We start from the raw sequence: 20,881 nt of genomic DNA, 5'->3' as shown, positions 1-20,881 counted from the left end.
TCTTTAACTCTCTAATGAATATTGTAGGAATCGATAAGCAATTGTCTCTTTATATAGGTAATACATTTGCTATCAGTTTAGGACTAACAATTCTTATTGTTTTCGTTGAAGGTAAGCTTAAGAACAAGAAACAAGGTTACATTCTATTCTTGTCTTTATTGCTTTTAAGCTCTATAGCTTGTTATTTCATTGTATACGCGTAAGGAAATTAGAAGAAGTTAGAATGAGGTGTTAGCAACATGGGGAAGGGAATTAAAATTGTTACAATTGGAGGAGGCTCTAGTTATACACCAGAGCTGATTGAAGGCTTTATTAAACGTTACTACGAATTACCGGTGCGAGAATTATGGCTTGTAGATATTGAAGCAGGCAGAGAAAAGTTAGAGATAGTAGGAAACTTAGCTAAACGAATGGTTGAAAAAGCAGGGGTTCCTATAGAAATCCACCTAACATTGGATCGTCGTCAAGCTTTAAAAGATGCTGACTTTGTAACAACTCAAATGCGTGTAGGATTATTGGATGCTAGAGTCAAGGATGAACGTATTCCATTAGAAATGGGTATGATTGGACAAGAAACAAATGGCGCAGGGGGCTTGTTTAAAGGATTGCGAACTATCCCCGTTCTTTTAGAAATCACAGAAGAAATGCAAGAACTCTGTCCAAATGCCTGGTTAATTAATTTTACTAATCCTGCTGGAATGGTAACGGAAGCGTTACTTCGTTATAGCAATCATAAAAATGTCATTGGCGTGTGCAATGTACCATTTAATATGCATCTATCTATCTCTAAGATGCTAGGTGTAGAAATGGAACGTGTATATATTGAGTTTGCTGGATTAAATCATATGTTGTTTGGGTTACACGTTTACGTCGATGATCAAGAAGTAACTCAAAAAGTGCTTGAAATGCTTGGAGATCCAGATATTCAAATGAATATGAAAAATATTGCGCCTTTACCATGGAACACGCAATTTTTAAAAGAGCTAGGCGTTGTTCCTTGTCCATATCATCGATATTTTTATAAGACAAAAGATATTTTAGAAGAAGAATTAGAAGCGTATAAAACAGGAAAAACAAGAGCTGAGGTTGTAAAAAAGTTAGAAGAAGAGCTCTTTAAACTATATGAAGATGAGATGTTAGACATTAAACCTCCTCAATTAGAGAAACGTGGGGGAGCTTACTATAGCGATGCAGCATGTAATGTTATTTCTTCTATTTACAACGATAAAAAAGATATCCAAGTATTAAATGTGCAAAACAAAGGTGCTATAGCAGACATTGATTATGAGTCAGCAGTAGAGGTAAACTGTATGGTTACTAAAAATGGACCTATTCCACTTACGGTAGGGAAACTCCCTGTTCAAATTAAAGGGCTTGTACAACAAATTAAATCTTTTGAAATATTAGGTGCTGAAGCAGCTGTTACAGGTTCTTTCGAAAAAGCATTAGTAGCATTAACGATTAATCCATTAATTCCTAGTGATGATTTAGCCGAAGATGTTTTACAAGCTTTGTTAGAAGCACATAAGGAATACTTACCGTTGTTTTTTAAGCAATAATTAATAAATTAGAAGGTAAATTACGTTTATTCTTCTAGATATCATAGTTTTAAATTTTAAAGAAATTATACTTGAAATATATAGAAGTTTAGGAGTGTTAAGATATGACAGAAGGTACTACTAAAAATGAAATGGAAATATTTGAGATAATCTCTCATGGTGGCAATGCTAGAGGTTTAGCTTATGAAGCCTTACAAGCTGCAGAAGAATTTGATTTTGAGAAAGCAGAAGATCTAATTAAACAAGCTGCAGAAGAGTTAGGTCTAGCTCACAAAACTCAAACCAAATTAATTCAAGCTGAGCTTAATGGTGAAGCTGCAGAAAAAACTTTATTAATGATTCATGCGCAAGATCACCTTATGACGGCTATTAGTGAGCAAAAATTAATTGAACATATGATTCGTATTATTAAAAAACTAGCTCCTAAACAATGATGTAGAATTTTAAAGAGAGGTAAATAAAGTTATGAAAAAGTTAGGTATTTCAATCTACCCTGAGCATTCTACAGTAGAGAAGGATAAAGCATATATCGCACTAGCACATAAATACGGATTTAAAAAAATCTTTACCTGTTTGCTCTCAGTGGAAGGCGATAAAGAAACTATTATTAGAGAATTTAAAGAGTCAATTCAATTTGCCAATGAATTAGGAATGGAAGTCATGGTGGATATCACACCTCGTATTTTTAATAAATTAGGCATTTCATATGATGATTTATCATTCTTTGGAGATTTGGGCGTTTATGGTATTCGACTTGATATGGGATTTACAGGTAATGAAGAGTCTCTGATGACGTATAACCCGTATAATTTAAAAATTGAGATTACAATGAGTAACGCCACAAGCTATTTAGATAATATCATGGCGTATAAACCCAAAATAAGTAACTTAGTAGGGTCGCATAATTTTTATCCTCATCGTTATGCAGGACTCAGCTATGATCATTTTGTAAAATGCACCAAACAATTCAAGAAGCATGGCATTCCTACTGCAGCTTTTATTAGTTCAAACGACGCAACATTTGGCCCTTGGCCAGTCACAGAGGGTTTATGTACTTTGGAAATGCACAGGGCATTACCTATTGAAACTCAAGCAAAACATTTATTTGCTACAGAACTAATCAATGAAGTGATTATTGCTAATGCTTACGCATCTGAGGAAGAGTTAAAACAACTAAGTATGCTAAATAGCGAAAAACTTACGTTTAATGTAGAGTTGTATAATACAATATCGGAGTTAGAAAGAAAAATCGTATTAGAAGAGCCCCATTTTTACCGGGGGGATGTTTCAGATTACCTTATTCGCTCTACTCAATCACGTGTAAAATATAAGCAAGAAGAATTCAAACCTACTTATACTCCAAATATTAGACGTGGGGATATACTCATTGAGAATGAACTTTACGGACAATATAAAGGCGAATTGCAAATTGCTTTAAGAGATATGGAGAATTCGGGGAAAACAAATGTAGTCGGACACATAGTGAAAGAAGAAATCTTTTTGCTTGACTATCTAGAACCTTGGGGGAAATTTGCTTTCTTAATTAAATGAGATAAAAAATTGTCTAACTAAATGATACGGAGGGGGGAGATATCAGGTCCCTTCCGTTTTTTAATATAAAAAAGAAGGAGAAAGTTAAATGAATTATATTATTGGAGTAGATGGTGGGGGGACAAAAACGGAGGCAATTGCTTATGATTTAGATGGGAATATACTAAGTCAAGGTAAAGCAGGGTATGGAAATTTACTGGTAGATAAAAAACAGGCTACTTACAATATTCTGGATGCTATTAAGCAATGTATAAATGCCCTGCCTCTAAAAGGATGTAGGTATATTTATATGGGTTTAGCAGGGTACGAAGGAGTTTCAGATAAAGAGTTTTTAAAAAACTCCTTATTAGACTCATTTAATGTTCCCTTTAAAATTGTAAGTGATGCGGTGATTGCACATGCAGCCCTTTTAAAAGGCGAGGATGGAATCTTAACTATTTCAGGAACGGGTTCTATTAGCGTAGGAATTAATAAAGACCTTCAATGTGCGTGTGGTGGATGGGGACACATTCTCGGAGATGAAGGAAGTGGGTATTGGATTGCTTTACAAGCTTTTATTCAAATGTGCCGGGAGGATGATTATGGTTTACCTGTTAGTCCGTTAAGTAAAGAAATCCTAGAAAAACTTCATTATTATAACATACCAGAAATTAAAAAGTTCGTTTACAGTGCATCTAAAGGGGAGATCGCCTCTTTTGTACCTATAGTGGTAGATCAAGCCTCAAAAGGAAATGAGCTAGCTCAAATTATTTTAATAAAGGCAGGAGAGCATTTAGCTCAAACTACACTTTCCGTTTATAAGAAATGTCACTTTCATGATAATATAAAAGTTGCTGCTAAAGGTAGTATTTTAACAAATATTCCTCTCGTTCGAGATACATTTGTTAAGACGATTAAAAAATATAAGCCTGATACAACATTTATTTTAAAAGATACATCGTCAACATTGGGTTGCTATTATTTGGCCTTAAAAAGTATGAATAAAGAAAGTTGAGGAAGTGATTTACGATGAACGCTGTAAATGTATTACTAAGAATTGAAAGCTCATTATACGAACTACCAAAATCAGAGAGAAAGGTAGCTCAATACATTTTAGAACATCCTGAACAAGTGGTTCGGATGACTATACATGAACTAGCTGCACAAGCTAACGCTAGTAGTTCAGCTGTGACAAGGCTGTGTCGATCTCTAGAGGTAGGTAGCTTTTCTGAATTGAAAGTATCATTGTCTTCACATATCTCACGACCTGAAAAAGCAGGTTTTTATGATATTGAACCTAATGAAACAATTGCATCAATTAAAGATAAGATCGTTTCTAACTCCGTCCAAGTGATTCAGGAAACAGCCTTAAACTTAGACGAAGATATTATTCATCAAACAATTAAAATTATCAAAGACACACCTGTTATTTATGTATATGGTGTGGGAGCATCTTGGTTGGTAGCAGAAGATATCTCTCATAAGTGGCTGCGTGTAGGGAAAATAATAAGTGCTTATCAAGATTCACATATTACTGCTACAGCTCTTGCTTCATCTCATAAGGATGCACTTTTCTTTTGTATTTCTAATAGTGGAGAGACAAAAGAGGTCTTACAGTTGGTGGATATTGCTAAGTCATCTGGAATTAAAACCATTGGATTGTCACGCTTAGGAAACAATAGCCTATCAAATAAGGTAGATATTTCTCTTCATCATGTGCGTGCGCCTGAAGCTAAGCATCGTAGTGCAGCTACTACGTCATTATTTGCACAATTTTTGACGATAGATATTTTATTTTACACATATGTTTCTAATTATTTTGACGAGAACATTAAGGAAATAGCGCGTTCAAGAGAATCTATATCTAAGTTAACAGAAAAGAAATAAAAGCTTAAATAAATGAAATTTTACTTAGCAAAATTTTTTAATACAGTTATTCCGTATAATTATTATTTAGATAAAGGGTGTAATTTATGATTAATAAAAATTCTTCCATCCCCCTTTATTATCAAATTAAAGAAAGCATAAAGCAAAGAATTGAATTAAAAGAATGGGTAGTTGGAAGTACAATACCGTCTGAAAAGAAGCTCTGTGAGTTATTTTCAGTGAGCAGGTTAACTGTAAGACAATCTATACAAGAATTAGTAGATGAAGGTTACTTATCAAAACAAAGAGGACGAGGAACCTTTATCTTAGAAAAGAAAATTGAACAAAAATTATTAACAACCACTAGTTTTACATCTCTAATGGAAGAGCAGGGGAAAGTTCCTAGAAATGAAACCCTTTCTATTGAAAAAATTTCTCCTCCTAAAACTGTACAAAGAATCCTTTATCTTAGCAAACATTCAGAGGTCTTATGCATTAAACGTATCCGTTTTGCCGATGATACTCCTCTAGCTGTTGAAACTATTTTTCTTCCTACAGAATACAAAGGGCATATAATAGATAAAAATATTAACTGCTCTTTACATCGATTTATTGAAGAAAACTTTAATGTTCAGATCGGGCATGGAAAACAGTCTATAGAGGCAAGTATTGCAAGCAAAAAAGACGCAGAGTGCTTGCAATTGAAAAAAAATGCCCCACTATTAGTTATTAAGGATGTTCTATATCTCACGAATAAAAGACCATTTGTATATGTTACCTTAGCTTATGCAGGAGATCGGTTTAAGTTATCTTCAGAATTAGAAAATCCCAAAATAAATGGCATGTTAAGTATTTATTAAACACCATTTATAAAGGTAATAATATAAAAAAGCTGTTCACTAACTGAACAGCTTTTTCGGATTTAAAATGTAAAAATATTATTTGTTCCTTGATTAAAATAGCCCGTTTTATTTAGCTCTACCTTCGTTTCCTTAGGTGAATTTGTGAAAATAACTGGCGTTATAATCGACTTTGCATTCTCTTTAATATAATCTAACTCTAACTTTAGAAGAGGCGTTCCTTGTTTAATTTTTTGTCCATCTTCCACTAGACATGTAAATCCTTGTCCTTTTAGAGCTACAGTTTCGATTCCGACATGAATTAATATTTCTAATCCTTCATCTGTTTTCAAACCTATGGCATGTTTCGTAGGAAAGATACTAACGACCTCGCCATTAATAGGAGAAACAAGAGTATTATTAGTTGGTTCGATGGCAAAACCATCTCCCATCATCTTTGAAGAGAACACCGCATCAGGAACATCTTCTAGAGGCATAACATATCCATCAAACGGAAGGATGAAGGCGCTTTCTGAAATTGTGTAATTTGTACCTTCTATTTCAGCTGTTGGAGCAACTTCAGTTTTTGCTTTTGTTTCAGGTACTTCTTTATTATTAGATCCTTCTGTAATAGCCTCTTTTGGTATGCCAAATAAATATGTGCAGATGAACCCTCCAGCATATCCTGCAAGTAAGCCGACGATATATTTCAGCCATAAACCGTGAGCAATTAATGGAATTAAAGCTAGACCGGATGGACCGATAGCAATGGAACCAACATTTCCGAACATTCCAATTACGGCTCCTCCAATTCCTCCACCGATACAAGCAGTAATGAACGGGCGTCCTAATGGAAGAATAACTCCGTAAATAAGTGGTTCTCCAATACCTAATATTCCGACAGGAAGAGCCCCTTTAATAATGGTAACAAGTGATTTATTTTTACGACAACGAACCCAAAGCGCTAAAGTTGCACCTACTTGTCCAGCACCAGACATTGCAAGAATCGGAAGCAAGATGGTCATACCAGCTGTATTAATCATTTCAATATGAATAGGGATCAATACTTGATGCAGGCCTAGCATTACCAATGGTAAAAATGCCACTCCTAGTACAAAACCTGCAAAAATCCCTCCACGTTCAAGTGTCCAATCTATTCCACCAATTAAATTACTAGAAATGAGACCTGCAAAAGGCATAATAAAGAAAATCGTTAGCAATCCGACAGTCAGAAGAGCAATTGTAGGCGTTACAATAATATCGATTGCATCAGGAATAAATCTACGTAAGAATTTTTCTAAAAATGAGAGTAACCATACAGCAATTAAAACGCCGATTACCCCGCCTTGCCCAGCAGTTAAGGGCTGATCAGTAAAGATATTCATAATAGGAAACTCTTCTGTAACTCCCGTTAAAAGGGTAATACCCCCGATAACTCCACCTAGGGCCGGAGTAGCGCCAAACTCTTTTGCTGCGTTAATACCTACATAAATAACTAAATAGCTGAAAATTGCATTTTTAATAACATTAAGAATCGTAACATATTGTTGCCAAGTATCTTTATCAAGGTCTCCCGCGGTTATGCTATTAGCTAAAATAGAGGCAATACCAGCTATTAAACCTGCACCTACGAATGCTGGAATGAGAGGTATGAAAATGCTTCCAACTTTTCGTAAAAAATTTTTAAATGGTGTATTGTTTTTCTTTTTTAGCTCAGATTTCATATCTGCACCTTTTGACGTCAAATCTTCAGGTGAAGCTTCTTCTTGTGAAGGAGCTGCAGAATCTTCTTGGAGTACAATACCAAATTGTTCAGCAACTTTAGTAACTACTCCTGGTCCTAAAATAATTTGATACGTATCATCATCGACAACCCCTACCACTCCTTTCACTTGTTTTATACTGGCTTCATCAATTCTATTATGATTCACTGGGGTGACTCGGAGTCTTGTCATACAGTGTGTATAATTAGCTATATTAGAACTGCCTCCAAGAGCTTGAAGCAGTTCTTTAGCTGTTTGATGATGTTTACTCATAGTTGTTCCCATCTCCCTTATATTTTCGCTACTTAATTAACGATTGCTTGACGGATAAATCCTTGTGTTTGTTCTAAACGATGTAAAGATTCCTCGTATGAAAGGCCTGTTAAAATCATGACTATAGCAAGCTTAGAATTACAATTTGCTTTTGCTAAGTACTCTTCTGCCGTATCATACGTGCATGAAGTTGCTTCCATCACAATTCGTTTTGCGCGCTCTACAAGCTTTTCATTCGTCAGCTGCACGTCTACCATTAGATTTCCATACACTTTTCCGATACCTACCATAGAAGCTGTCGAAAGCATATTACAAATCAGTTTTTGTGCTGTTCCAGCTTTCAAACGAGTAGAACCTGTTAATACTTCAGGACCGTTTACAACTTCAATTGCAATGTTTGCTACTTTTCCAATATCAGAATCTTTATTGCAACTAACTGCTACTGTTTGAGCTTCAATTGAGTTAGCATATTCTAATGCTCCAATGACATAAGGTGTACGACCACTTGCTGCAATCCCCACAACAATGTCCATCTTAGTAAGTCGAATGTTTTGTAAGTCTTCCATGCCTAACTCTTTACTATCTTCTGCTCCTTCTACTGCTTTGATAAAGGCTTTTTCCCCGCCAGCAATTAAGCCTATTACTTCATCTGGGTTCGTACCAAATGTAGGTGGACACTCAACAGCATCTAGCAAGCCGATGCGGCCACTGGTTCCTGCTCCTATATAAATAAGACGACCACCTTGTTTTTTAGCTTTTATAATAGCTTCTACAGCTTTCGCAATAGAAGGAAGTTCTTTTTTAATCGCACTCGCAACTTTTTCATCTTCTTCATTCATGGTTGTAAGAAAATCTAAAATAGACATTTCATCCAGATTCATTGTTTTTTCATTGCGAGTCTCAGTAGTTAAATGTTCTAACATCATTGACCATCCTATCTTTTCATTTATTATGAAATCGTTCTCACGTACAGAATAACTTATTTAAAATTAAATTTCAATATATTTAAATTAAATTAAAATTTTTTTTTATAAAATATTGATAATAATCTATTTTAATTGTACGTTTATTAACGAGAATAACTTCCGTAAACAGCAGTTATTCGCAAGGGGATGTGAAAAATAAAATTCACATATCTACTCATAAAGGGGAAGAGTATTATGTATATTGTGGGTTTAATGTCTGGTACATCACTAGATGGAATTGATGCTGCGCTTATTATTGTGGAGAATAGTGGTACAGATACGAAATTAAAGGTAGTTGAATTTATTACATATCCATTTTCAAAAGAAATAGAGAATGAGATTAAACTTGCCTTATCATTAGAAAAATCAAATGTCCAGTTAATTTGCAGCCTGAATTTTAAATTAGGAAAATTATTTGCAGAGGCAGTAAAAAAAGTATGTGAAAAGGCAAAATTCCCTCTAGAAAAATTAGATTTAATAGGATCTCACGGACAGACTATTTATCATCAGCCTATGAAAGAAGCTAATTTTGTTCCTTCAACGCTTCAAATTGGTGAACCTGCAGTTATTGCATACGAAACAAATACAACAGTCATATCAAATTTTCGTACGATGGACATGGCAGCAGGAGGTCAAGGGGCTCCTTTAGTACCTTATACAGAATATATTCTATACAAGGATAAACAAAAGGGAAGACTGCTTCAAAATATAGGGGGAATTGGAAATGTAACTGTGTTGCCTAAGGAAGCACTATTGAATGATATGTATGCTTTTGACACAGGACCAGGCAATATGATTATTGATGAAGTATGTCAACAACTATTTGACATTCCTTATGATACAGAGGGGCGATTAGCTGCTAAAGGAAACGTAAATAAAGATTTATTGGATTATTGCATGTCACACTCCTACATTGCAGCTTCTCCTCCTAAAACAACTGGAAGAGAGATGTTTGGCAAACAATATGTGGAAACTCTACTAAGAAAATTCTCTTATTTATCTAAGGAAGATATTCTAGCCACTGCCACTATGTTTACAGCAAGTTCTATCGTAGATAGCTATCGTAAATTTATCTTACCAAAGACTGATATTGACGAAATTATAGTAGGAGGAGGAGGAAGTTACAATCTCACATTAATGAAAATGATTAAAATGCTTATTGGGAATTCTATTTCTGTTCTTACTCAGGAGGAAATTGGTTATTCGTCTGAAGCGAAGGAAGCTGTGGCATTTGCACTTTTAGCTAATGAAACATATCATGGAAAAAGTAGCAATGTTTTAAAAGCAACTGGAGCTAAATATTCTGTTGTTCTAGGAAATATTACTCCGGCACCTTGTAAATCAAAAATATAGATACTCACTTTTGAATAATACTGACGTATGTAGTGGACGAAGTAAGAAGTAACCCAAAATTCTGCGTGTATAATCGTTTCATTATATAAGTCATTGTATTAAGGAAACTTAAAAGCCAGGGTGTACTGTATAACAGTGTCTCCTGGCTTCATCCTCATTATAACAATATTTAAGAAGTCTATTTACTGAATTATCTCTGAAATCCTTATTTTTTTATTTGCGGACTTAAAGAATGGTCAGTTATATCAATTACCTCAACTGAATGTCTGCTTAATTCTTTTTTTAAATTACTTGGAAGTTTTTCGTTGGTAATAAGCGTATCAATCAATTCTAGACCACAGACCTTTTGAAAAAATAATTTGTTAAATTTGGTTGAATCCGCCAGTAAAATAGTTTGTTGTGAACGCATAATCATTTCTCTAAGCAAAAGGCCTTCTTCTTCTATCGAAGTTGATATACCTTCTTCAGAGATTCCGCAAGTACCGATGATACATTTGTCTACTTTATATTGTTGAATATCCTTAATAGCTCTTGATCCGTATATAGCTTGATGCTGTGGGTCTAGGGTCCCTCCAAGTATGTTTATTTTTATACGATCTTTCCTCACTAATTCATTTACTACATTTATAGAATTTGTAATTACAGTATGATTGTTTGTTTTCAAATATTTAGCCGCACACTGTACTGTGGTAGAAGCGTCTAGTATTAAACTTTCTCCATCCTTAATTAAAGTTGCTGCATATTCACCTATTCTGTCTTTAACTGTAGAGGACATATGTAGTCTTTGACTGTAATCATACAGTTCATTAGAATAAGATAACTTTTTAGCTCCTCCTCTTATTCGTACAACCTTTCCTAATTCTTCTAATTTAATCAAATATCTTCGTGCAGTATCTTTAGATACATTATTTATTTCACATACAGTTTCTATCGTGATCCGTTCATGATCTTTTAGATAGAGAAGAATAGCTTCTAATCGTTCATCTTGTAACATAAGTTCACCTCATACCCCTAATTATAGGTTCAACTTTGATTCGTTACAACATGAGGATAGAAAATTGGAACTGATCAATTTTCAGTTTATTTGAAAGAGTGGCTTGTATTTCCTTTAACCCTTAATTTTTTTCTATATACAATTTTAGATAGTGTAATACTAGCTTCATATAGAAGCAACAATGGAATTGTTACAAGAACATCTGATAAAAAGTCAGGTGGGGTTATTAAAATTGATATAATAATTAATAAAAAATAAGCGTATTTTCTAACCTTTTGCAAACGATGAGGGTTAATAAACCCTAGGCTAGTCAGAAACATCACAACAGCTGGAAGTTCAAATAACAAGCCAAAAGGCAATGTCATATGAAGTAAAAATCTAAAGTATTTCTCGGTAGTAAAAAGAGTTGCAAACATTTCGTCGGATAATGACATTAAAAACTTTAATACCATTGGAAATAAGATAAAGTATCCAAAGCTAATCCCTCCTAAGAATAAGAGAAATAAAGCTGGTATATAAGCTAAAGCTGTTTGCCTTTCTCTCTTTGTTAAAGCAGGTTTTACAAAAAGCCATAGCTGGTAGGATGCGAAAGGCAATGTAGCCGCGATTGCTATGACTGTGGCAATCATCAAATAGACGAATAATATATCTGTAGGACCTAATAAAGCAAGCTTAAACGGTAAATCGTTTACTAGGGAACGATAGATATCCTGCACATATAAAAAGGCTATAAGTAGAAAAACTATAAAAAAAACTAAAATAATAATAATTCGTCTTCGTAATTCTTCAAGATGTTGAATTGCACTCATGTTTTGTTTTTCAGACATGTTCCTATCACTCCGTAAAAAAAGAAAGTGTAAGACTATTAGTCTACACCTTCTTTTTGTTTTATTTTATTTCTTTCTCTTTTTTTTCTATGTCTTCTCCTACTAAATCTCGAGTAGATTTTTTGAATTCACGTAAAGTTGATCCAAATGCTCTTCCTATTTCGGGAAGCTTTGAAGGTCCAAAAATAATAAGTGCGATAACTAAAATAATAATTAAACCTGGCATTCCAATGTTTTGAAGCATTCTATTATCCCCTCACATGTAATGTCTATTTTTTTACGTGGCTAAGCTCACCAGATGACAATACACCTTTATGAAGAACCGCCGCGCGTTTTGGCAAACGAGCTACAGCCTCTGCTGAACAGGTTGCAGGAACAATAACTACCGAAGCCTCGTCTCCTACTTTTGGCCACACTTGCTTTCCTGCTTTATCTAACGGTGTAATGCCTCCTGTAGCAAGTGAAAGCGCTTGAGATAATTCGTATTCATAAGACCAACCGTATAAATCTGCGGCAAGGTGTACTTTTTCTAGGGTGTCACCAATTCCAAGGGAAGACCAATGATCCATGATACTATCGTTTCCAAGCATAACGTTTACTTTTTGCTTCTGTAGAATTGGAATAGGCATAGCGTTTTTTCCAATTGGAATGGTTGAAGCGATAGAAATCCCCAGGGAAGCTAAACGATTTGCCATTTCATTAGCCTGATCTGGGGATAACGAAGCAAGTGAGAAGGCATGGCTAATTGTTACTTTTCCTTGAAGTCCAGCCTCCTCAGTTAAATCCGCAAGGCGATTTACTGCTTTTAAACCTGTTTCTCCACCTTCATGAAGATGAATGTCAATGCCTGCATTATTATCAACGGCAATCTGTACCATAGTTTGTAGAGATTTTTCCATATTTCCATCAACTAGGGTAGGATCTAGTCCTCCAACATGAGTAGCGCCTAACTGCATTGCTTCTCGTAAGAGTGACTCAGAGTTTGAGAGGAGGAGTCCATGTTGTGGGAAAGCAACGATCTCGTGTGAAATCTTATCTGAATAGTTTGCTAGGGCTTTTTTTAGTTTTTCAAGATTACGAAGACCAACAGTTGGATCTATATTACAGTGACTTCTAACATAAGTAGATCCAAAACTCATAATAAGCTCAATCAATTTTTCTGCCCTTTCCTGGGCAGTGGGCAATAACTCTAAAAGAAGCTTTTTTTCTACTTCAATAATGTCAAAAATATTTTTTCTATGTACTGCTCCTCTCCATGGTCCTCCATAGAAAGTTTTATCTAAATGAATGTGCATATCCTTAAATCCTGGAAGTAATAGCATACCTTGAACATCATAACAGTCTATGTCTCTACGGTAAGCTTCCTTGGTATCTAGTATTTTTGATATAATACCTTTTTTTATCTCTAGATTTCGAATTGTAGAGCGAGTAGCAACTACATTTCCATTTTCATACTCGTATCCACTTTCTAAGCGAACATTCAATAGCATATATGTATCGCCTTTTTTGGGGCTTTTTTGATGTTTTTGTTTGTCTAGTTGCTTAGCCTCTACATGTTCCTTATCGTCTTCCATAAAAAGTCCCATAGCTCCTGACATCCCTAAAACTGCTGAAGCTCCTCCAATCTTGGAAGCTTTGCCAATAAAACTTCTCCGTGATAATTCATTATTTTTTTGCTCCACCTTAAACCCACCTCTCCTGCAAACATATTAATGAAAATTCAATCTAAAATTTTCTTTCTAGAGCAATTATTCAGAAAAATAAAGATGTTATTTTTCACTGAGATAAGAAAACTGATATATCAAAAACTTATATTCCTTATTATAAGTAATAATAAGTTTTTAATCAACAAAAATTAATGTATAATAAGTTTTTGTAAGTTTAAATAAGTTTTTTTGAGCGAGTGTTATATATAGAACATATATATAAGTACCAAGAAACGAGTATTATTATCCAGTTCATTACCTGGTTTCTCATCAAGGTAATATTCTTATCGTTAATAATAATCATCTAAATTAAAAAAGAAATATGTTACAACAGATTGTTAAATATAGCGAAAGAAGGAGAAAGTGTGAGTAAATTATCTTCATCGACAACTCTCTTAGCTTCCGTTCAATGGTTTTTCTTTATTTTTGCTAATACAGTGGTCGTTCCAATTTCAATTGGAGATGCATTTCAATTAAGTTCTGATCAAATAATTATGACTATCCGAAGTTCATTTTTCCTTACAGGAATTGCTTGTATATTACAGGCCTGGATTGGACACCGTTATCCTCTGTTAGAAGGTCATTCAGGTATGTGGTGGGGACTTATACTTAGTTTGTGTACCTCAGCTTCTTCGGTAGGCATGACATACGTAGAACTCGGGGGCAGTCTTGCATTAGGAATTTTTCTTGCAGGTATAATAACTATAATAGTAGGAGCATTTAACCTTGTTCCTCTTTTACAAAAAATTTTTACACCGATGGTGATGAGTATATACTTATTTTTATTAACCATTCAGCTTATCTTAATTTTTTTTAAAGGAATGCTAAAATTAACACCGAATGGTTCACTTGATATATCTGTCAGTACCTTTTCCACAGGTCTGGTTATTCTAGTAATTATTATTAGTATTAAAGGAAAAGGCATCTTTAGTAACTTTGCAATTCTAATAGGAATGATAGTAGGATGGATCTTTTATGTATGGCTATTTCCTAGTAATCCATCAGTTAACTATACAAATTTCCATTTTTCCATTTTCCCATGGGGAAAGCCCCATTTACAAATGGGCATAGCCATTACTGCTTGTTTAGCAGGTATACTGAACGCTAGCAATACAATTGCGTCACTTAAAGCATCTGAAAGTTTACATGGAATAAAGACACATAGCAAACAATACCGTTTTTCATTTACCGTTACAGGAATCTTTACTTGTTTAGGTGCCATGTTTGGGCTTGTTCCTTATGCTCCTTTTACATCTACTATTGGTTTTTTAGAAAGTACAAAAATCTTGAGTAAAAAACCTTTTATTATTAGTGGCGGTCTATTTGCTCTATTGGGGGTTATTGCTCCATTAGGAGCATTCTTTTCAACGTTACCAGTCGCAGTAGGAAATGCTGTTCTATTTGTGGCTTATTTGCAACTATTTGGGACAGCATTAAGAAGTATCCAAAGTTATTCATTTAATTCAAGGACTATCTATCGTATTGCTTTTCCAGTTTTAATAGGTGTATCTTTAATGAATATGTCACCCAACGTTTTCAAAAACATTTCTTTTTACGTTCGCCCACTAATTAGTAACGGATTACTAACCGGTATATTAATATCTATTCTGTTAGAAAGACTAATTAAATGGTCTAAATATGAATGACAAGCTAACTTCTCCTATGAATAAGCTTACCAATACAAGACAATAAAAGCTCGGAGCCTTTGCTTGTTAAATAAAGCAAAGGCTCCTTTTCAATTAGATGAATTTCTTTTATATATATATAATCCCTTTTCGTTGGTTTTAAGATTTAAAATTTATTAATCCATCTATAATTTTTGTACAGCATATAGTAACAATTCTTCCACATTCTTTTTGCCTAATTCCTTCGCTTTTTGCTGCAATTCTTCCTTCAAATCACTTGTTACTTTCACTCGTACAACTTCTAAATCGCTATCAATATAAATGCCACGGGTGCGCTTGTTAATTTTCCCTGAGATAAGAACAGACTCTAATAACTCAACGAGCTCTTGTGTTGATTCTGTTAATAATACAGGTTTGATTTCAATGATGAATTGCTCTTTCTCTTCTTGTGGCGTAATTCTCATATTGGTCGGGCTTAGGTACTGATAAAATAAATCCATGAGCTTATAAAGCTGTGATTTGGCATAGGCTGTTTGCTTGAAAGCAAATGTAGCATAGCCTTCTTTAGTAATCGTTTTTTTTGATTCAATCTCATAGGCTGCTTCAAAGCCTCGGTGAAGTAACTCTTCTAATGCTATCTCTTCATGTTGTTCTGTAACCGCCATAATTGGATCTTCTACCGAGATGATACGAGCAAACTGCTCTTTTTCTTCGCTTTTCTTCACAAAAAGCTGAAATAGCGCAATATTTTGTTCAGCATGATAGAAATGACGTTTACTTGGCTTGCGCCCCACTTCATGCGTACGCTTAAACGCGTCTAGATCTTCCTCATTCACAAAATAACAATTGATTCCTCTGTATTCTTCTTGGAACGCTGGTAACAATTCTTGTTTAATATACTTATTGACTGTTGTAACTGAGATATCTAGTTGCTGCGCTACCTCTTTTGTTGTAAATCCAGGCTTTTTTAACTCTTCTTGCAAACGAACGACATCTTCGATATCAAATTCATAACGTCCTTCGATATGCCAGTCATCTTTATTAATAGGATTTAATTTTCCTTGTTGGATATATGTATAAATGGTTTTCTTCGATGAAATAGCTAACATCTCCATCACATCTTCAATAGTAATAATTTTAGTAGGATTATCAATCATGATATACACTCCTTTTATTTTTCTTCTAGTCAATAATATATTATACCATAATTATATAGAGTTATAGTTTAAAAGTTATTTTTGTATATATGTAAATTCTATAACTAATTTATAAAAATATATGTTTTATCATTTACTCTTAATAATGACAAATAGGAGATTTTTCTACAAAGTAAGTAATTATTAAACTATTTTTTAATGAAATACGTTAAGCATTACTCTTATTATTAACATTAAATTACATTTACACAAATTAGTGTTATAGGTTTCGTTTTTTATATCATATTTAATAAAATTTTATGTTTTATACGTGCGAAAAGAAAAAGACCATATTTGTCGTCATCTAGAGTAAATAGTAAAACTTTATTTTTTATAAGGTAGTTTATCTATTTACTGTTTTAAGTAAAATACATTATTTTTGTATTCTCAATTGTATTTATCTTATTAAAAACATGTTAGCGTTAAATACTTCTAATTTTTCTGTTGGGTTATCATGAATAAAACAATTTCTTAAAATAGGGGCAGAAGATAGAATGGTATATGATAAGAAGGGAAACGAACCATTTGTCGCTAATAACTATAAATGATAAAACACTTAATATTAACTCATTAAATTTATGTACCTTGAAGTTAATTTTATTCCTAGTGAAAGTAATCATTAAATATTTACGACTTTTAAGAAACAGCCTAAATTCTTTGTATTAAACACTTAGAATTTAGGCTGTTTTATATAAATAATGACTTAATGCTATAAATTTGCTTTTTCTAGACTAAATCAATATTAGGGTAGATTCCTTGAGACCCTGCCTATTAAGAATAAGCACAGAACCCAACAGTTTTCTAATGCTCATTCTGTTTACCTGTGACTACCACTATCACATAGGTGGTGTCCTACATAGATTCCACTTGCCGACGCCTGTGATAAAGAGTGTGTAATACCTGAACAATCTCCAACGAGATACAAACCAGATACACTCGTTTCAAAATGTGTAGTTGTTTCTATGATAGGAGAATAAAACTTCCCATCCATCCCGTAGAGTAGCGTATCCTCATCAATTGTTTCGCCGATAAATGCTTCTAGGCACTGTAGAAATTCCTGCAAAATATGTATATATAGGGAAGGGACGTGTGCAGTGAGATCTCCACACTCTGCTTGCAGGGTAGGAAAAATACGATTGACCTCCATCTGTTTCACTGTTGTCGGCTGACCTGCCCGTAAATCTCCTAAACGTTGCACAATAATGCGCTCTCTATTGTCATTAATGCTTCCAATCACTTTTTGTGCATGCGCATTGGCATCCACAAGAGTAGAGAAGTAACGGGAAGTGAATAAAGTGAAATTTAGATTCGAAGTGCCGTTCGCTTTCTCTCGAAAGTTTTGACCATCTGGCATAACAAACCCTTCTTGATGTTTACGAATAATTCTTCCTCGTGGATTCATACAATATGTGGTAGACACAAGATCCTCATGTGTATAAGAAAGTTTGGTCTCAAAGGTATCTTGCAAGATAGACCGAAGCTGCTGCTCTTTCATCTCCACTCGCACGCCTAAATCTAATCGGGTTGTACCTTGGTTGACACCTAGCATAGAATATTGTCTTTGTAACCATTCTGTACCGGAACGACCTGTCGCAAGTACGACTTTATGTGAGTGTATCATTCCCTGATTTGTAGTAATTATAAAAGAATGTGCCTCTTTTTTTATCTCTGTGATATCTACCTCAAATCGAATTTCAATCTTGTGAGACAGCATGTCATACATTCTCTGAAAAATTTGTGTTGAAAGAGAAGTGCCTAAGTGTCTCACTTCTGTTGTTAACATCTGTAATCCACATGATTGAGCTTTCTTTGCAAGATGGGCATCTACTGTAGAATACTTTGCAATTTCTTTACCTCCAAACAAGTAGAGAATGTCATCCACTTCTCTCATCGCTTGCATGGCATGTTCTTTCCCTATCTTTTGTGCCAACTCTCCGCCGAAGTTACTCGTATAATTAAATTTCCCTTCGGACTTTCCTAAGCCGGCAAAGCCAAAATATTTTTCACATAAGTCACAATGACATGGTTCACCGTGATCTGATGCACAATCTCTTTGTTCCAATGGTTTTCCTTTTTCGAGGATTAAAATCTTTTGATCGCTTTGTAACAAGGTGTAAGCCAAAAAGATACTGCTTACACCTGAGCCAACAATTGTGATATCATACATATTTTAATTCTCCTTACTTTCACTATAACTGTTCCTTATAAGTATAACTGTCTTTGAACATATCTTTTTGTAAGAAGCAAGGCACTATTGTGACTTGCGCTTTTTTAAGGTGACATGATATAGTACTGGCGATTTTTGAAGTTTGTATACGAGATATGAGGCTAAAAGAGCCTCTATAAGATCACCAGGAATATAGATTAAGCTGATTTTAATGGCTTGTGCGATTGGAATACCCATGATGAAAACTTGTACAAGTATCCCAGTTTCTTGGTTTCAAATAATCTCCCCTTTTCTAGTTACTCTTACTAGTTTGCATGAAATACGTAATTTATGTCAACTTCATTTGAATTTAAATTTACATAAATCACATATTATAGAACATGTATCTCTAGTTACCATAATTCATGTTCCAGGAACCTAATACCTAAAAAAGCTTTTCTACTTCATTGTGTTGCTTCTCATTTGTTCTAAAATGTTCAATATTTTTGTCTACTATTTAAAGAAAATCACTCTACTGAGTGATTTTCTTTGTTTAAGGCTAAACTTATACTAAGAATGAATAGTAAAAAATTAAGAATATATAGGTGAAAAATGTATGTTAAAAAAGATAGCTCTACTCCTATCCATATCTTTTTTTGCTTTAGGTGCTCCTCTTAATGTATCAGCACACGCAGTCCTTTTGGATGCATCACCGAAAGAAGGAAGTCAACTAAAGCAAATGCCTGATAAGGTGTCATTGACGTTTAATGAACGACTAGGAGAAGGTGTTTTTAGTCTTCAAGTACGCAATGATGAAGGGAAGCTTATTACTACTAAGAAAGCAACAATGAATCCAACTCACCAAACCATTTCCCTAGATGTACCGTCTTCCAAAAAAGGTATTTACACCGTTAGCTATTCAGTCATTTCTGCAGATAGCCATCCTGTACAAGGAACGTACGTCTTTTCTGTAGGAGAAAAAATAGATCAAGCTATTACAAATGATACTAGTGATCAAGGCGAAAACGGTAAGCAGAGTTCTTTTTATAATATAGGATTTTCTTTAGTGCAGACATTCTATTATCTGGCTTTATTATGGTTAGTTGGCTTTGTTCTATGGAAATGGTATGTTCCTTATCAATCAGATCAACAAAAACAAAAGTATAAAACGAATGTAAGGTATCTCCAAGTTGGTTATATCATTTTTTTACTGGTTAGTATAGGAGTTCAAAGTACTGCGCTATTAAAAGGTTCCAGCCTTTCCCAAATAAAAACATTTGTCATGCATTCTTCTACTGGTTGGTCATGGATGACTTGTATTCTTCTTGCATGTGTAGGTTTTCTCTTCCTACTAAAGAATAAGTGGCTTGATTTTATATGGGTAGGTTTGCTGTTAGTAGCTACTACCTTAAATGGTCACGCTGTAGCATCAGGTATACCAGCTTATACAATCATTCTAGACTTCATACATTTGATTACAGCCTCTTTATGGGCATCTGGGTTGGTTTACCTTTTCATGATTTGGCGTAAGGAGAGAGAACAAGCTCTAGCTTTTCTTCCGATTTTTTCTCGGATAGCCTTTGTGAGCCTTATACTATTAATCCTGTCAGGTGTTCTTTATACATTAAAGCTTCTTCCAGATATAACAGCACTCTTTAAAACCACATGGGGACTGTTATTGTTAGCTAAAATATTTATGGTCATGTTAGTAGCTGGTGTAGGGATACTCATTAGAGAACATCTCCGAAAGAATGATTCGCCAAGCCTTGCAAAGTTTTTAATTTCTGATATAAGTTTTATGCTGATTATTGTATTAATTATAGGAACGATTACACACTTAAACCCCGTTCCACAGAATGAACCCTTGGTATGGAAAGAAAATAAGCAAGACATAGAGTTTCTCGTAAAAACGTCAACCTTATCTCCTGGCAGGGGCTCTCTCTGGGTAAAAGCATCTTTACCACAGGATGGATCTTCCATTCAATCGATAGACATCGCACTTTCTCCTAAGGACAAAGGAGAACTTGCACCAATTGATGTGCCCTTAAAAGTAAATAAAGACGAAAGTCAGAAGAAACAACAAGTACAGTATAAGATGTATGAAACAAACAACCTTGTCATTCCTTATGCGGGAAGATGGCAAATGGCCGTACGGCTTGTGACATCAAACCTAGATGAGATTGTGATCTATAAGGACATCGTTGTTTATGATGTTAAATAATGATTTTAGAAAGAAGGA

16 protein-coding genes and 2 pseudogenes are annotated in these 20,881 nt (G+C 34.4%); 9 read left to right on the top strand and 9 right to left on the bottom strand.

All coding sequences use genetic code 11. The features are described 5' to 3' along the window. Positions 1-239: 239 nt before the first annotated feature. The 6 genes from MKY06_RS27855 to MKY06_RS27830 all read left to right on the top strand — a co-directional run bounded on the left by MKY06_RS27855 (position 240) and on the right by MKY06_RS27830 (position 5,815). Positions 240-1,559 (top strand): 6-phospho-beta-glucosidase, encoded by a 1,320-nt coding sequence (locus MKY06_RS27855; RefSeq protein WP_098591369.1) that lies wholly within the window; start codon positions 240-242, stop codon positions 1,557-1,559. 104 nt (positions 1,560-1,663) lie between these two features. After that, entirely contained in the window at positions 1,664-1,993 is a 330-nt protein-coding gene (locus MKY06_RS27850; RefSeq protein WP_029320926.1) for a PTS lactose/cellobiose transporter subunit IIA, read from the top strand. 31 nt (positions 1,994-2,024) lie between these two features. Beyond that, on the top strand, positions 2,025-3,110 hold the full coding sequence (locus MKY06_RS27845; RefSeq protein WP_053488547.1) for a DUF871 domain-containing protein: 1,086 nt from the start codon (positions 2,025-2,027) through the stop codon (positions 3,108-3,110). An 88-nt stretch (positions 3,111-3,198) separates the two neighbouring features. Further along, positions 3,199-4,104, top strand: coding sequence for an N-acetylglucosamine kinase (locus tag MKY06_RS27840; RefSeq protein WP_029320924.1), 906 nt, complete (start codon positions 3,199-3,201; stop codon positions 4,102-4,104). 14 nt (positions 4,105-4,118) lie between these two features. Further along, positions 4,119-4,976, top strand: coding sequence for a MurR/RpiR family transcriptional regulator (locus MKY06_RS27835; protein WP_029320923.1), 858 nt, complete (start codon positions 4,119-4,121; stop codon positions 4,974-4,976). A gap of 86 nt (positions 4,977-5,062) precedes the next feature. Next, positions 5,063-5,815: a GntR family transcriptional regulator gene (locus MKY06_RS27830; RefSeq protein WP_053488546.1), complete on the top strand. Its 753-nt coding sequence runs from the start codon at positions 5,063-5,065 to the stop codon at positions 5,813-5,815. A 62-nt stretch (positions 5,816-5,877) separates the two neighbouring features. On the opposite strand, the pseudogene MKY06_RS27825 reads toward MKY06_RS27830, so the two are convergent. The 3 genes and pseudogenes from MKY06_RS27825 to murQ form a co-directional block, all read right to left on the bottom strand. Next, positions 5,878-6,303: pseudogene (locus MKY06_RS27825) on the bottom strand (PTS sugar transporter subunit IIA); the annotation flags it as partial. A gap of 120 nt (positions 6,304-6,423) precedes the next feature. Further along, positions 6,424-7,830 (bottom strand): annotated as a pseudogene (locus MKY06_RS27820) (PTS transporter subunit EIIC); the annotation flags it as partial. 32 nt (positions 7,831-7,862) lie between these two features. Further along, the gene (gene murQ, locus MKY06_RS27815; RefSeq protein ID WP_029320913.1) at positions 7,863-8,753 is read right to left on the bottom strand and encodes an N-acetylmuramic acid 6-phosphate etherase; all 891 of its coding nucleotides are present in this window, start codon (positions 8,751-8,753) and stop codon (positions 7,863-7,865) included. Between the two features lie 237 nt (positions 8,754-8,990). On the opposite strand from murQ, the gene anmK reads away from it, so the two are divergent. Then, positions 8,991-10,148: an anhydro-N-acetylmuramic acid kinase AnmK gene (anmK, locus tag MKY06_RS27810; protein WP_053488545.1), complete on the top strand. Its 1,158-nt coding sequence runs from the start codon at positions 8,991-8,993 to the stop codon at positions 10,146-10,148. Between the two features lie 205 nt (positions 10,149-10,353). Here the strand turns inward: anmK and MKY06_RS27805 are convergent, their stop codons facing one another. From MKY06_RS27805 to MKY06_RS27790, 4 genes are all read right to left on the bottom strand, one after another. After that, positions 10,354-11,142, bottom strand: a complete 789-nt coding sequence (locus tag MKY06_RS27805; RefSeq protein WP_053488544.1) for a DeoR/GlpR family DNA-binding transcription regulator — start codon at positions 11,140-11,142, stop codon at positions 10,354-10,356. A gap of 86 nt (positions 11,143-11,228) precedes the next feature. Continuing rightward, the gene (gene tatC, locus MKY06_RS27800; RefSeq protein ID WP_194758125.1) at positions 11,229-11,969 is read right to left on the bottom strand and encodes a twin-arginine translocase subunit TatC; all 741 of its coding nucleotides are present in this window, start codon (positions 11,967-11,969) and stop codon (positions 11,229-11,231) included. Between the two features lie 61 nt (positions 11,970-12,030). Further along, the gene (gene tatA / locus MKY06_RS27795) at positions 12,031-12,213 is read right to left on the bottom strand and encodes a twin-arginine translocase TatA/TatE family subunit (RefSeq protein ID WP_053488542.1); all 183 of its coding nucleotides are present in this window, start codon (positions 12,211-12,213) and stop codon (positions 12,031-12,033) included. A gap of 25 nt (positions 12,214-12,238) precedes the next feature. Next, entirely contained in the window at positions 12,239-13,651 is a 1,413-nt protein-coding gene (locus MKY06_RS27790) for an amidohydrolase (RefSeq protein ID WP_237656834.1), read from the bottom strand. 389 nt (positions 13,652-14,040) lie between these two features. Between MKY06_RS27790 and MKY06_RS27785 the strand changes: the two genes are divergently transcribed. Continuing rightward, on the top strand, positions 14,041-15,321 hold the full coding sequence (locus tag MKY06_RS27785; protein WP_194758124.1) for a uracil/xanthine transporter: 1,281 nt from the start codon (positions 14,041-14,043) through the stop codon (positions 15,319-15,321). Between the two features lie 164 nt (positions 15,322-15,485). Here MKY06_RS27785 and MKY06_RS27780 read toward each other — a convergent pair whose 3' ends face one another. Together MKY06_RS27780 and MKY06_RS27775 are read right to left on the bottom strand one after the other, a co-directional pair. Then, positions 15,486-16,457: a helix-turn-helix domain-containing protein gene (locus MKY06_RS27780; RefSeq protein WP_194758123.1), complete on the bottom strand. Its 972-nt coding sequence runs from the start codon at positions 16,455-16,457 to the stop codon at positions 15,486-15,488. 856 nt (positions 16,458-17,313) lie between these two features. Beyond that, positions 17,314-18,663, bottom strand: coding sequence for an NAD(P)/FAD-dependent oxidoreductase (locus tag MKY06_RS27775; protein WP_194758122.1), 1,350 nt, complete (start codon positions 18,661-18,663; stop codon positions 17,314-17,316). Positions 18,664-19,258: 595 nt separating this feature from the next. On the opposite strand from MKY06_RS27775, the gene MKY06_RS27770 reads away from it, so the two are divergent. Then, positions 19,259-20,863 (top strand): copper resistance CopC/CopD family protein, encoded by a 1,605-nt coding sequence (locus MKY06_RS27770; RefSeq protein WP_194758121.1) that lies wholly within the window; start codon positions 19,259-19,261, stop codon positions 20,861-20,863. The last annotated feature ends 18 nt before the right edge of the window (positions 20,864-20,881 follow it).

It is taken from the genome of Priestia sp. FSL P4-0332 (assembly GCF_038005845.1).
Taxonomy (GTDB): Bacteria; Bacillota; Bacilli; order Bacillales; family Bacillaceae_H; genus Priestia.
The sequence above is the reverse complement of the archived record's forward strand: the minus strand, read 5'-3'. Positions and strand labels throughout refer to the sequence as shown.